The following is a 13,076-nucleotide window of genomic DNA, read 5'->3' on the forward strand; positions in this document are numbered from 1 at the left end:
ATTAAAATCATTGTGTTGATACATTCTTGCTCCCGGCGAAGCAAAAACGTGGTTGAGATGACTGTAAAAATTGCCTACCAACTTGACAAATGGCTTCAATCAAAGTGGCAAAGAGATACGCGATTCTACACCTTAACCCTTTGTCAAAACCTATTTGGAGAATGGACGATCACCAAAACTTGGGGCAGTGCCATCTATCGGGGGTTTGGCAAGTCAAAAGATTTAGATTGCCCTGATTACCAAGCCGCGTTAATAACTTACTACAAACTGCAAGAGCGAAGGGAAAAGCGAGGGTATAAAAGAGTTGACCCTGAGTCAAGATATTGATGAATCTTCATCTAATTCCATTTTCGCTTTAGCTATTTGCCAAGATAGTAGTTCATAACCTGATGAAAATTTATCATTGTTTACTCTAACCTGAATTTCTCCTTGCTGTATGGGTAAATATTTTTTTGGAACATCTTGACAGAAACCACTTTCAATAGCCTGACAATACCAACGTTCAAACTCATCCTCAAGAGGAGTCATCGCTTTGAGAGGAACATTAGGTTCAGCTTCATCACGAATCATTGCCAGCAAGCAAGCACCAGGATTCTCAATGCTATTATGGCTTCGGTATTGCTCAAAGGCGGATATTGCCAACTTCACTCTCTCTGGCTCGTGTTTGGCTATTTCCTGTTTTAATCTAACACCGATTTTGATGCCCATTTCGGTAATTAAATGAGTAATTTCTTGAGATAGATTCTTGAGTTCGCCATTATCAGACTTCTTAGAAACCGAGTTCAGAGAAACAACTTTTGGAGATGACTCAGGTGTGGTCAACTGCTTAATTTGTGTTCGCAGTCGTTCACATTCGGACTTCAACTCGAAAATTTCAGCCACATGACCCCTCAAGTTCTGATTCTGTCGCTTTAATTCTCTATTTTCATCTGACAGTTCTCGAATCCGTTGCTTGAATACTTCGCTTAGAGTTTTGAGGCTATGAGGTCTAGGTTGTTTCTCCTCTAATGAATTTAGTTGTTGTGTTTTTTGCGACTGTAAATCATGAATGTATTCAGTTAATTCAGTCCATTTATAGAGGTAGGAAATGGAACAGCCAGCGACTTGAGCAATGTTAGGGAAGGTCAAGGGTTTACCGCTTTTTTTAATCTCTTCAATAGCGCGAAACACTTGTTCACGTTTCTGCTCTTTTCGCTTTTGTTGGGCTGACCGAAGGACAGCAGTCTGTTTTTCTCGATTAAGTTGCTTCGCCATTAGCAACTTTCCTCAAATCTGATAGCCATTTATCCATTGCTTCTAGGGTAGCCTTGGATTCTTCATAGGCCAGGGCTGCCCCAGCTTGTTTAGCTGACTCCATGCGTTTGTGTTCTCCAGCATATTGCCGTTCATAAAGGGGTAATTTGCTCGTACTGGGGCGGAAACTACTACAGCCGTAACATTTGGGATAGAGGTTGTAGATACAGTTTGTTTTGGGGTCAAGGGTGCAGTGACCATAAACCACCAGACGAGGTGAAATTTCCAGGTCGAGTTCGTGAGATGAAGGGTTTTTGAGGAGGCTTTCAGGTAGGCTTTGCCAGGGGAGGAAGCGGTTTTGCGAATTCAGCAGCAGCTCCTGAAAAGGTAAATCTACTACTGCTACTTGCTCCTTAGTGGGAGGTGCATAGTGCTGAAATGTCGTTTCACTACTGAGGTGGTCAGCATAGAGTTGAGCTGCTTCCATTCCATGTTTAGCCCTCACTTCTTGCAGGCGACTAGCGCGGGTAATCTTACCTGTAAAGCAGGGTTTTTGACCATTGCTATCACGAATGTCTTCTTGCTCTATCAACAGACGAATAAGACGAACCATTGGATTTCCACTTGCTGTTACTTGAGGGGGATTGGGCAATGGTTTGAGACTAGAAAACGAGGGGTAAGAACTCTGTTTAATACTTCTAAAATGACAAAACAGATAGGAGTAATCAGAGTCAAAGGTTTTTCTAATCCATTGCTGTTGTTGTTCAATGACTTGTCTAATTTCACGAGGGGCAGGTAGTCTGTGCCATCGTTCTACCTTATGCTGATAAAACTTGATATACCATTGACCATTTTCTTCAACTAAACAATCAAAAGCCATCTGACAAATATCTGCTGGACGAGCAGCCGTATATTCTTGCACTAAGTAGTGACGAGCAACAGGAGCAGGGATTTTATCAAGATGCTGTTTAATTCCTTGACGAGTGATTTCATCCAACCAATCCACGTCCTGAATTGTCTGTTTAGGAATATCTCGATGACGAACTAAGCTTAGAGATTCTAATCCGAAAAAATCAAAAAAATCTTTGAGGTTATATAGCTTTTCTCGAATGGTTCGACTACAGTTACTTTGGTTGAGGTCGAGAAAGCTTAAAATTAGTTCCCGGCTAATCTCAGAGAGATGCTGGATGTTATTTTGCTTCAAAATTTGACTAAACTGACGCAAAGCCACAAGAGAATTCATCGGTTTTGCACTAGCAGAAAACCTACCTGATTTGAGTAAAGAATATAGATATTGCTTGACTAGGACGCGAAACCACTCAGGTTTAATTGACTTAAAGTTAAGGATTCTTACGGGTGAGTTTTTGATAAAATGGCGAAAATCCCAAACATCATCATCAAAACAGAAATTCAATAAAGTTTCTTGTTGTTGATACCCAACCCAACTGCCATAACTTGTGGCGTTAGGGTGAAAATTTATGTGGCAGAAGTAACAGCGACAATTACTCTGGCTGCTAGTTGTTTGAAATGTCTCGTAAATCCACCCTTTCTGTCCATCAGGGCCAATTTGATGGCACAGGGGATTAGGGCAAACTAAATGTTGGCGATAACCGTGAAACTGAGGTGGAACTTGACAACAAAGCAGGGTTTTAAGGGAGCAAGAATTACATCCTAGTTTGAGTTGATGACTTTGCCCATCAGCATAATGAAATTTGCTGATTTGTCCCTGATTACACTGAGGACAGATAAATTCTCCAGAATACTTTTCTGCCCAATTGACTGACAGAGTTCCTTGAAGAGTTTGATGAATGGAAATTGGTAAATGTTTAAATTTACCAGTCAGGTATGTTACTTGATGACAAAAATCACATCCCAATCTCAGTTTGCAAACAGATCCTTTCGAGTAAGAAAATCTGTTGAGTTGTCCCTGATTGCACTGAGGACAGATAAACTCACCAGCATAATCTGCCTTCCAATTGACTTGTAAAGTACCGTTAAGGGTTTGGTGAATTGAGATAGGTGGGTGTTGAGGAACTTCACAAGTTAAGTTGGTTATCTGAAAGCATGAATCACATTCGAGTCTAAGTTTACAAATTGGTTTTTGAGAGTGATGAAAATTGTTAATTTTTCCCTGATTGCAGTTGGGACAAATAAACTCGCCAGCATAATCTGTCTTCCAATTGACTGACAAAGTACCGTCAAGCATTTGATGAATTGAGATGGGTGGTGATTTTCTCAGTTGGCAAGAGAGGGGAGTGGATTTGTGGCAAGCTTCACAGCTTAATTGAATTTGACACAGTGTTGTCTTGTCGTAATAAAAATGGCTCAATCGTCCGCGATTACAAAGGGGACAAACGAATCCGTGATTATAGTTATCTGACCAATTTACTGGTAAAGTCCCGTTAAGAGTCTGGTGAATTGAAATCGGTGGATGCTTGCGTTTACCCATTAGTTTTATGTTCTTGAAGATTTTGCAATTCTGATAAGCCATCAAAACGATTTTTGATTAAAGCTAATAAGTTAGCAATCTCAGTCACTCGTCTTTCTTGTCCGTTTTTTTGAGCTTGAATTAGGTCTTGCTGTAAGCAGTTCACGTCAGCTTCTAACTGGGATTTATCTTCGGGCGTTATCCGATGATGAGGACAACTTAAACAGGCATAGCGATGTTGACAATCTCCTAACATGGTTGGACGATGACATTCTCCCAGAGGTGTACTAACTTTGAGGAGATTAGCTAATTTTTCATACCTAGTTTTTCTCGGTTTAAAAGAAGTAACTCGACCATACATATCCACATAACCTTTGAGATTAGCTTCTTTTTCTAACCTGATAAGCGAACGCTGACGATAATGAGGTAGCATATCTAAGGAACCGTGACCTAGTACGGCGGCGATATATTCATCCTCTACTTCACAATGAGCCATAATGCTGGCTTTGGTGCGGCGAAACATGTGGCTAGTTAGTTTAAATCTGTTGCCATGTTTGTCTTTTAAGTCTGCTACTTCTCGAAAATTAATTAGCCAGTTACTAATTCTCAATCTGGTAATTGTTTGGGGTTTATAGAACAGTGTTGTGTCTAGTTCTCTATCAGCCCAAGGAATACTTTGATGATGAGTATAAACGGTACAAAATAGTTTATCGAATTCAGAATCTCTCCCAAATTGAGCATCAAGAAATCTCTGCTGTTCTTGGATTAATTCAGCTACTAAAGGATGAATTTGAACAAACCTCCAGTGTTTGCGTTTTTCAACCCAACGTAGTAAGAACCATTTGTCACCTTCTTGTTTCAGGCTATGCCGTGGCATAGTGAGAATTTCTCCAATGCGGCAGCCTAACACCAATTGCAAGCGAAAAAGTCTTTCAAGTGTCGGGGGGAATAAATCAAATTTCTCGTAGATTTGGTAAAGTACTTCCTCTGGAATTGTTTCAATTTTAGGAGATTTTTTTTTGAGTTTAATGGGGGTAAAGGCAATTGAGAGCCACTGTTCTTCTTTCCAAAGATTGAGGGCGTAAGCAATCGCATTCTGACGATTACAGCTATTAATTTCGCTAATAAATTGATGGAGGAGTGCTTCTGTCAAAGATTGGGGTTGTGTATATCCATAATTACACAAAAAACGATCTAAATGGTTTAAACAGCCAACTCGATGAATAATCCGACCGAGCGAATATCGCTCTCGAACGCTGGCTTTAATGGTTAGTTGAGTCAGCCGTTTTAACCAAGGCAGTGAAAACTTGTGAAAGTAAAGATTATAATGTCCATTAATTCGGCATTCTTCTTGGCTATAACCCAATTCTAACAGTGACCAAACATCTTGATTCATCAAAGGATCATTAATCCACTGTTTCCCTAACTCAGAGAGTGTGATTCGTTCCTGTAATGCTTGCAGTGCAAATGCTTCTGCCATTAATTTTCTTCTTCTCTTAAGTATTGGTCTAGGGTCATTTCATCGAGAACATGACTGTAAATGTCTTTCGTTGTGGCAATTGAACGATGTCCTAAAAGCTGTTGTACATATTGGTCAAGGTAATTATCTTGCAGCATTCTAGTAGCGAAGGTATGGCGAAATAAGTGGGGATGTGCTTTAATTCCTGTTCGTTTGTGGAGTTGGTCAAATAATTTATTTAAGCGAACTAAGGACATCGCTTGCCCTACCCATTTACTTGATAAATTGACGAATAACATCCCGCCTCCCAAAGTTTCGGCTCTTAGCGGATATTCTTCTAGTAAGTAGGCATGAAAGGTCTCTTGAATAGCTGAACGATGGTAAATAATGGGGATTTCTCGTTCTCTTCCTTTAGCCATTGCGCGATTAGGATTGTCTTCTCTGCGTACAATCCGAATGCGTCCGCTGAAATCTAAGTCTTTGACATCTTCCAAATGTAATCCTAACAGTTCTCCGCGCCGCACTCCTGTTGAGCGCAGCAGCATGACAATTAACCTGTCTCGATAAGTTGTACAGGCGTTGGCTAAGGCTGCGACTTCTTCATCTAGTAGACAACCACTGAAGAGTTTTGGTTCTTTTATTTTGATGCGTTTGCGTTTATCAGGATTGCTTTTAGCGATTCCTCTAAGAAAGCCTCCTCGTTTTCCCCAACCATGCGCTAGTAGAGTGAAATGTTTTTCTTCAATCCTGCCTTCAATTGTGTGATAGGTATAAAATTCTTGGATGGCGGTGACTGCTTGATTGACAGTGCGAGGACTCCTTTTGGCAACAATTTCTCTCACATTTTCACCAGATTCTTCAACTTCACCACCTAGCAAGTACCAATTCACAAAGTCTGCTAATTCATTTAACCCAACGTCATACCAGTTGAGAGATTTGGATTCTAACCAGCGCCAAAAGTCTACCAGTCGATAAGCGTATGTAGTTACTGTATTCGGTGCTAATTGTCGCTTTCTACAGTAGTTCAAAAATCTTTGGATTGGCTCTATGGGTAAGCAGGTTTTAGGGTCGAAGACACAGCTAAATCGTAACTCTGTGTGGGGGGATATCGCCCATTCTACCTTGGTCATTTTCTACGTTGTGGAAATTAATTTGTTTCTACCCTAACGTAAAAATTAGGGCTGTTGTTGTTGTTCTTTCCACGTTGTAGAATTGGTTGTTGTTGTCTATATAAAGTGGCTGCCATCTCTACTATCACCGATTTAGGCGAGGCAATATTTCACCTGGGCAATTGTCACTGTTTTAGTATTTGAATGCACGGATATTGTAGAACTTGAATGAAAAACTATTATTAAGTAAGAAGTAAGGATACTTTACTAATCAATGCCCAGCAAAACTATTGAAGTCCGAGAGTACACTGTCAGAGCGCACAAGCGGGAAATTCACACTCGCGTTTTCAACTTCGTATGTAAGCAGTGTGAGCAACCCACACAAAGAGAAACTTTTGGAGTTAGACCTCTATATTGCGAGAAATGCCGCCCTCCTCAACCTCCCAAGCAATCGAAAATAGTCCCTATAGGCAAGAGGAAACCCAGAGCGATGAACTATAAGAGTGGTAAAGACATAGCTGGATGATTTGTTGTCTCTTGGGTGAGTGAAGCAGTGCGCTCATTCGCCCAACCTAATTCAAACTGGTAAAAGGTAACTCTAATGAATTCACATTAAACATATTTTCTTCTTCGATTTATCTTTGGGATTAAGAAAACTTTCCAGATTAAGATTAATTGGTAAGCAACTTCAACACAATTCTCAAATCATACACTGGCTCACAAGTAGTAATAAAATCAGGGGCGTGAGTTCGTTCTGGAACGAGTATGACCAATACCAACCCTCAAACCGAATATGATTCGCCGTGGAAACAGATACTACAACTTTATTTTGAAGATTTTATGCTGTTTTTCTTCCCCCAAGCACATGGGGAAATAGATTGGACACGACAGCCTGAGTTTTTGGACAAAGAATTAGAGCAGGTAGTGCGTGATGCCGAACTAGGGAAAAGACTGGCGGATAAGCTGGTAAAAATATACCGCATTGGTGGTGAAGAAACTTGGATACTGATACACTTAGAAATCCAATCCCAGTCAGAGTCAGACTTTAGCGAAAGGATGTTTACCTATAACTACCGCATCTACGATAGATATAAGCGATCGGTGGCATCCTTGGCAATTTTAGGTGATGAGCAGGTAAACTGGCGACCAAATCGGTTTGGTTACGAGTTGTTTGGCACTAAAGTAGAGTTTCAGTTTCCAATTGTCAAATTGTTAGACTATCAACAACGTCAGTCTGAATTGGAAGCCAGCCGTAACCCTTTGGCGACTGTGGTGATGGCACATTTAGCAGCAGTACAAACTAAGAGCGACAGGTTACAACGTAAGCAGCAGAAACTAAGTTTAGTGCGGAGACTGTACCAGCAGGGGTTTGAACGTGAGGATGTTCTAAACTTGTTGGCTTTTGTAGACTGGGTGTTGACACTCCCCCAAGATTTAGAGCGAGAGTTTCTTTTTGAAGTAGAACAATTGGAGGCAGAGCAACGTATGCAGTATGTTACTTCTTTTGAACGCAGTGGCATTGAAAAAGGTAAGCTTGAAGCTTTGTTGAAAGGTATAGCCTTGGGATTAAAGCTCAAATTTGGAGAAACTGGTCAAAATTTATTACCTGAAATCGAATCTATCCAAGATGTAAATCTGCTAGAAGCCATCTTGTCAGGGATAGATACGGCTAGTACTGTTTCACAATTGCGTCAAATTTACCAGTCGTCCACAACAGACACTCAGCAATGAGATTGAGCATCGCCCAATAGACCTATCCTCTCCTTTCTCCATAAGTCCAAAACGAATTTAACGAAAACAAACTATGCCCAAGACTTGGAATATTAAGATAGATAACTATATTCAAGCCAACCCCAATTGCATCATTGCCACCGCCCATGTAGACTCGTTCCCCACAGACCTACCCCTAGAACCCAACATCAGGGAGCCAAACCGCAAAAGCGCGACCTACAGACAAATGTTCGATTCACTGACAACCGAACCCGAAAAATTCTTCTCCCGCCACAGTGGAATCGTTCTGTCAGCTAATATTGTTAAGCCTATCAAGAACAAAACTGAACTAGAGCTAGAAGTCTTAGAAGCTAACGAGGGGGGTAGTGATGGCATTATCAACGGAGGGCACACAGTTTTAGCATTTGAGCAAGCGAAAAATTACAAATATGACCTAACCGAAGCCAGAGTAAAAGTTACGATCCACATTGGATTGAGTGAAGAATCAGCCAAAGATATAGCCCTAGCTTCAAATACTACAACGCCAGTAGATTCTCGCTCCAAAGTCAACGCTAGGGGTGATTACAAATTCATCAAGCAGTATTTAGCCCAGTTAGAACAGAAAGAAGATAGGAAATTCCGCATCGCCTATTACCAAAACCAAAGCGGCGCTCCCAGAAATGCCCAGTGCAATGTTACCCATTTGCTCAAGCTGCTTTACTGCCTCGACAGAAATAAATACAACCCCGACGGCAATAAACGAACCAAACACCCAGTAGGAATGAGTCTTCCAAGTAACATCACAGACACAGAAAGAGAAAAATTAACCGCTTTACTGCCTCTCTTGACTCATGCCCTGTGGATAGAGCAAAGACTCTACGAAATAATCCAAGAATATATCAGCAACCCCAGAAGAAAGGGTGCCAACGATTTAGCATCAATAGATATACGTAAAACGACGTTGTTGCCTGACAGCAAGTATTCTTTCGGGTTTGGTGCGCCAACTGACCTGGCATTACCAATAATTGCGTCCTATCGGGTATTTTTGGACAAGGACTATAAATGGATTCTGCCGTTTAACGAATTTGCTGAAGATTTTTTGCAACACTTGTGGAATAACTACTTCCGCAAATATTTGGTGTCGGAGAAAACAGCAGGTAATACAGTCGGAACTAAAATCAGCCGCAATCAAGAGATTTGGGAAAGTTTGTACATTTCGGCGCAGAGTTATCTAAATCAGCACTTGGTGAAAATGGTCAACTCTAGTAAGCAAGAAGAAGAATTAAAGGTGACACAAGGTGCAAACAAGAGCGGAAAAAGGAAAAATGATGGCGCAACTACTGTTATCAAATAGCTTTTTATTGTTCGACTGACTCATTGTAAACTTTGTCCTAAAGCTTTCGGCATAGCTACGCTTAGGGCGCAGCTTAAGAAGAGAAGTAGCGCTCACGGCGAAGCCTTTTTCTGTTGCTCTAAATCTTCTTGATTTAGAGATTTTGGTCTAACCAAGTTTCTAAATCAGTGAGAGATGAAAAATCTAAAAAGGCTTCTCCTAAAGTCTCCAATTGGTCAGTAGATAAACCTCGAATTCGCTCAATTACTGAAGAGTCAATCTCACCAAAGCGATGATTTAGTTGACGTATAATTAAACGTTGTTCTCCTTCCAGTACAGCTTGTTCTTTATCTTGCTGATAAAGTGGTGCTAATCGCATAATCAACTCCCTATCATCTGATTCTTCAATTTGAGACATTACCAAGTTCTGCTGTAAATTGTACAGTAATTCTAGCGTGGCTCTCCGAAACGGGTGATTAGATGATAGCGCTTCTAATTCATCAATAGCCTGCCTTTGTACTTTCCCTCGACCGAGAATTCTTAGCCATAAAGTTTCTTGAGTACGTGGCAGTTTATGAATTACAACGATAGCTGTTCGCAAATACTCCCCCATTAAGTATACTCCAGACACCCAATTAGATGCTTGAATTGCACTAAAACCTGAAAGTATTCTTACAGATACGGTTGGAGAAAGTATCCACAATTTCGGAATTCCTAATTCTTTAATAGAGATTTTATTGCGGTTAGCTTCACGTTGTAAAGCACCTCTTACTTCCAATAATTTCAACAAACAATCACAGATTTCTTCCTCAGAGGCAGGATTGCGAAATGGTTCAAAAATAGCAGGTGTAGCTGCAAATCTCCCCAGAATTCCTAGCATCTCTAAATTATTAGCTTGTTGGGCAGGAGAAAATAAAACATCAATTTCTCTAATCTCACCAGCTACACGGCTAGAAGCTTTTACTTCCCCATAAGGTTTTAGTAACTCTTCCAAATAGTCTTTAGCAAATTGGTCATGAATAAATCGAGTCATTTAAGTTACTATGAAAGTTATTTATTCTAATTAATATTTTATCTCTTTTAAGAGCAAACTTTAAAAATGCAAGCGCTCCAATTGCTTACATTTTCCCTATTTAATACTGAAAATATCAACAATACCTATTATAAAGGCTTATCAGCTGAGAAAGTCTTTTTTTAGGCTGATTAAATTAGCATTAATGTTATATTTTTGAGTAGTAGATAATGATTTACTCCGTATTATTTTACTTAAGCTCCGGCGATTGTTGCCAGAGCTAGAAGATTCATTTTAGCTTTTGATAGTCTTGAAAAAAACGATTCAAATCACTTAAAACTTGACAATACAAGCTATTGTTTTCATAAGTGCCAGTAGCATTTTCCCAAGAATCGCAAATTCTTGGGCTAGTAATCGGCAAAATCAAAACAAATAGAGGCATAATTAATATAAGGTTTCGGACATCAGTAATTAAATCACCAACTTCGCTCAGAATAGGTAACTCATATTGATGACGATGTGTAATTAGTACATCTTTGGTTTTCTGAGGTCGAGTTTTTTGCTCCTTTTCTAAATTGAGATTGGGCTGGATATCTATCTCAAGAATGTTCTTCCTGACTACTTCAATTGCCGTTACCAAATCATCTATAGGTTGTCCATTTTTAGCACGAGTGACAAGTATTGCTTCAAGAATTATTAATCTTGACTTGGAAGTTAATAGTATAGGCATCTGTTGATTAGCTTCATTGATGAAATCCTGTTGTTCTTTGAGAAGCTGACTAGTTTGCATATTATGTAGCCATTGTTTTTGAACTAGTAGTTCGCGTTCTGAAAGTTTAAAGCTTTGAGAAAGGCTGTTAATAAAATTAACAACACTCGTTGTTAACTTTTCTAAAGGGCTTGAGGCTGCTGATAGGGAAGTCTTTTGATTATCGTCTTGCATAGGTTATTCAACAAATTTTAATTTTGATTACTATTCCAGCCGTCAAACTTATATTTAAGATGTGAATTCTGAAGCAATCTTTCGATTCCCAAACGCATTAAATCTGGTGGAACTCCATCCAATTTCAATTCGTTTTGAATAAACTCATCAATTGAGTTAGCTGTTGTTTTTTCTAAAAGCGCCAACATCTGTTGAGCTTGGGTTATTGGTGTGCTTGATAAATTAGTTTCAGCTTGAGAGGTTTGCTTATTACTTGGTGCAGAGTCAATAAAGTTTTTGGTATCCCGGTCATAACCAGAGAAATTCTTTAACAGAGGCATTGGTATCCATTCATTGATGCCGCCGTAATAAACTGCTCGACCAACTGGTGATTGTGCAGCAATCTCCATTACTTGGGTTGAGGTAATCTTGCGATCGCTGGGGATGAGTTGGGTGGCAATCATGGCATTGTAAGCTGGGACGTTATCAGGATGAACCAACGCCACAGACGTTAACTGCGATCGCAGTCCGCCAGAAATGCCCAAGTCATCTGTATGAGGGTTTTGTACGACAATCCAGAAATGCCAACCGGAACTATCACCGCAAGAGCAGTAAGAGATGATTTTGTCTTTGAGCCAGCCGATTTCACCCTTGGTATTTTTAAATTTGGAACAAACAGCCGTACCTTCATCTAAAATAATCAGCTTGGAGCCAGAGATATTTTGAAATTCGGTAAAGCATTCTTTGACCCATTTAACGGCCTCGACCGGGGACATTTCTAGGATTTTAGCCCGTTTAAAAGTATCAACACGACCTTTGAAATAACCGGTTTCTTTCTCGTCACCTTTGGGGTCAATATAAAAGATGTGTATGCCAGGATGCAGTCGCTTAATAGCATCGATTGCATTGCTAATGGTGATACCCTTGCCAGAACCAGGGACACCAACCCAAAGCATATTGGTAACTTTTTTAGCAATGTGAGCGATTAGGTCATACTGCACTTGGGGTTTAGTGGTGTAGGTAGAGATTTCGGTATTGACTGAAGGGGAAGAAGCAGGAGGCATGGGAGCAGGGGGCATGGAAGAAATTTCCCCGAAGCTCCCAGCTTCTTGCCCCGTTTCCTCTTCAAATCTTGCTCCCACACCAGGAATCGGTAATTGAGCAAATCGAGCTTGTGGGATACCAAGATTTTGCGGTTGTATCGCCTCTTGAATAACTGTTACTTGTTGGTAGTTAACTCGCGGGTCAATTGTCACTTGCGCTAAATGCCCAGACAATTGCTCACGGGTGGGAAACTGCCCACGTAGCTGAATAAACCAATCAAGTAACCAACGGTAAGCGTAAAATCTTTTTCCTGGCTCAACAGCGCTCAAGTATTCACACACCACATGAGATGATTGCTTGAGCATGGCAAACTCATACTTAGACATTGGCTCCAGATGCAGCATCAAGTCAGCCAGTTCATTGAAGTTCGCAAAGTATTCGTCCCTGGCAACACTATCTCCCATTGCCGAAAGGAAACTGAAGAAGTCGCCACGGATAAAGGGAATCGGTGCAAATTGATGAGTATCGTTTAAGTCCTGAACAATTGACCATAAATAACCAACACCAGCTACGACTGCGCCGATGGGAGCAAGTGGGGAAGTGGCATAACAAACAGCACCAGCCGCCGCCGTCGCTAAAGTAATGAACTTAGCAAGATTCATACCGTTACGTTCGTCCCTGGCGCGGACTAATAACTGATCTTGACGCTCTTGTAACCAAGAGGCGGTATTCCCAGCTTCCAAATACTCAATGCTGGGGTAATCGTCACGTAAAAGTGCCGTTTCTTTGGTTCCTAGCATTGGCATTTGTTGCTGCATCTTTGTTC

General features: G+C 40.5%; 11 protein-coding genes. 4 read left to right on the top strand and 7 right to left on the bottom strand.

Translation table 11 applies throughout. The features are described 5' to 3' along the window. The first annotated feature begins 57 nt into the window (after positions 1-57). The gene (locus tag ACFG4S_RS00415; RefSeq protein WP_179076004.1) at positions 58-327 is read left to right on the top strand and encodes a WGR domain-containing protein; all 270 of its coding nucleotides are present in this window, start codon (positions 58-60) and stop codon (positions 325-327) included. Here the strand turns inward: ACFG4S_RS00415 and ACFG4S_RS00420 are convergent. From ACFG4S_RS00420 to ACFG4S_RS00435, 4 genes are read right to left on the bottom strand one after another with little or no spacing between them, the layout of a single operon-like run. Then, positions 316-1,254: a DUF6262 family protein gene (locus ACFG4S_RS00420; protein WP_392530090.1), complete on the bottom strand. Its 939-nt coding sequence runs from the start codon at positions 1,252-1,254 to the stop codon at positions 316-318. The two genes, ACFG4S_RS00415 and ACFG4S_RS00420, sit on opposite strands and share 12 nt — an antisense overlap. Beyond that, positions 1,238-3,682, bottom strand: a complete 2,445-nt coding sequence (locus tag ACFG4S_RS00425; protein WP_392530091.1) for an integrase — start codon at positions 3,680-3,682, stop codon at positions 1,238-1,240. The genes ACFG4S_RS00420 and ACFG4S_RS00425 overlap by 17 nt, the downstream gene beginning before the upstream one ends. After that, a complete protein-coding gene (locus tag ACFG4S_RS00430) occupies positions 3,675-5,141 on the bottom strand; it encodes a tyrosine-type recombinase/integrase (RefSeq protein WP_392530092.1) in 1,467 nt (488 codons plus the stop codon). The genes ACFG4S_RS00425 and ACFG4S_RS00430 overlap by 8 nt, the downstream gene beginning before the upstream one ends. Next, positions 5,141-6,250: a tyrosine-type recombinase/integrase gene (locus ACFG4S_RS00435; RefSeq protein WP_392530093.1), complete on the bottom strand. Its 1,110-nt coding sequence runs from the start codon at positions 6,248-6,250 to the stop codon at positions 5,141-5,143. The genes ACFG4S_RS00430 and ACFG4S_RS00435 overlap by 1 nt, the downstream gene beginning before the upstream one ends. Before the next feature lie 253 nt (positions 6,251-6,503). Here ACFG4S_RS00435 and ACFG4S_RS00440 point away from each other — a divergent pair, with 253 nt between their 5' ends. The 3 genes from ACFG4S_RS00440 (at position 6,504) to ACFG4S_RS00450 (ending at position 9,293) form a co-directional block, all read left to right on the top strand. Next, entirely contained in the window at positions 6,504-6,755 is a 252-nt protein-coding gene (locus ACFG4S_RS00440; protein ID WP_265276905.1) for a hypothetical protein, read from the top strand. A gap of 239 nt (positions 6,756-6,994) precedes the next feature. Next, the gene (locus tag ACFG4S_RS00445) at positions 6,995-7,960 is read left to right on the top strand and encodes a cytosolic protein (RefSeq protein WP_190965628.1); all 966 of its coding nucleotides are present in this window, start codon (positions 6,995-6,997) and stop codon (positions 7,958-7,960) included. Positions 7,961-8,033: 73 nt separating this feature from the next. After that, on the top strand, positions 8,034-9,293 hold the full coding sequence (locus tag ACFG4S_RS00450; RefSeq protein ID WP_392530094.1) for an AIPR family protein: 1,260 nt from the start codon (positions 8,034-8,036) through the stop codon (positions 9,291-9,293). A gap of 133 nt (positions 9,294-9,426) precedes the next feature. Here ACFG4S_RS00450 and ACFG4S_RS00455 read toward each other — a convergent pair whose 3' ends face one another. The 3 genes from ACFG4S_RS00455 to ACFG4S_RS00465 form a co-directional block, all read right to left on the bottom strand. Beyond that, the gene (locus tag ACFG4S_RS00455) at positions 9,427-10,305 is read right to left on the bottom strand and encodes a DUF4351 domain-containing protein (RefSeq protein WP_392530095.1); all 879 of its coding nucleotides are present in this window, start codon (positions 10,303-10,305) and stop codon (positions 9,427-9,429) included. A gap of 268 nt (positions 10,306-10,573) precedes the next feature. Further along, a complete protein-coding gene (locus ACFG4S_RS00460) occupies positions 10,574-11,227 on the bottom strand; it encodes a hypothetical protein (protein ID WP_392530096.1) in 654 nt (217 codons plus the stop codon). 17 nt (positions 11,228-11,244) lie between these two features. Further along, positions 11,245-13,068 carry a hypothetical protein gene (locus ACFG4S_RS00465; protein ID WP_392530097.1) on the bottom strand — a complete coding sequence of 608 codons (1,824 nt, stop codon included), beginning with the start codon at positions 13,066-13,068 and terminating at the stop codon, positions 11,245-11,247. Positions 13,069-13,076: the final 8 nt, after the last annotated feature.

This window comes from Nostoc sp. C117 (assembly GCF_043099735.1).
GTDB lineage: Bacteria > Cyanobacteriota > Cyanobacteriia > Cyanobacteriales > Nostocaceae > Nostoc.

What these genes read in the sequence shown, in the direction of transcription:
- ACFG4S_RS00415 (WP_179076004.1), top strand. Translation starts at nt 58, where the DNA reads ATGACTGTAAAAATTGCCTACCAACTTGACAAATGGCTTCAATCAAAG.
- ACFG4S_RS00420 (WP_392530090.1), bottom strand. Translation starts at nt 1,254, where the DNA reads ATGGCGAAGCAACTTAATCGAGAAAAACAGACTGCTGTCCTTCGGTCA.
- ACFG4S_RS00425 (WP_392530091.1), bottom strand. Translation starts at nt 3,682, where the DNA reads ATGGGTAAACGCAAGCATCCACCGATTTCAATTCACCAGACTCTTAAC.
- ACFG4S_RS00430 (WP_392530092.1), bottom strand. Translation starts at nt 5,141, where the DNA reads ATGGCAGAAGCATTTGCACTGCAAGCATTACAGGAACGAATCACACTC.
- ACFG4S_RS00435 (WP_392530093.1), bottom strand. Translation starts at nt 6,250, where the DNA reads ATGACCAAGGTAGAATGGGCGATATCCCCCCACACAGAGTTACGATTT.
- ACFG4S_RS00440 (WP_265276905.1), top strand. Translation starts at nt 6,504, where the DNA reads ATGCCCAGCAAAACTATTGAAGTCCGAGAGTACACTGTCAGAGCGCAC.
- ACFG4S_RS00445 (WP_190965628.1), top strand. Translation starts at nt 6,995, where the DNA reads ATGACCAATACCAACCCTCAAACCGAATATGATTCGCCGTGGAAACAG.
- ACFG4S_RS00450 (WP_392530094.1), top strand. Translation starts at nt 8,034, where the DNA reads ATGCCCAAGACTTGGAATATTAAGATAGATAACTATATTCAAGCCAAC.
- ACFG4S_RS00455 (WP_392530095.1), bottom strand. Translation starts at nt 10,305, where the DNA reads ATGACTCGATTTATTCATGACCAATTTGCTAAAGACTATTTGGAAGAG.
- ACFG4S_RS00460 (WP_392530096.1), bottom strand. Translation starts at nt 11,227, where the DNA reads ATGCAAGACGATAATCAAAAGACTTCCCTATCAGCAGCCTCAAGCCCT.
- ACFG4S_RS00465 (WP_392530097.1), bottom strand. Translation starts at nt 13,068, where the DNA reads ATGCAGCAACAAATGCCAATGCTAGGAACCAAAGAAACGGCACTTTTA.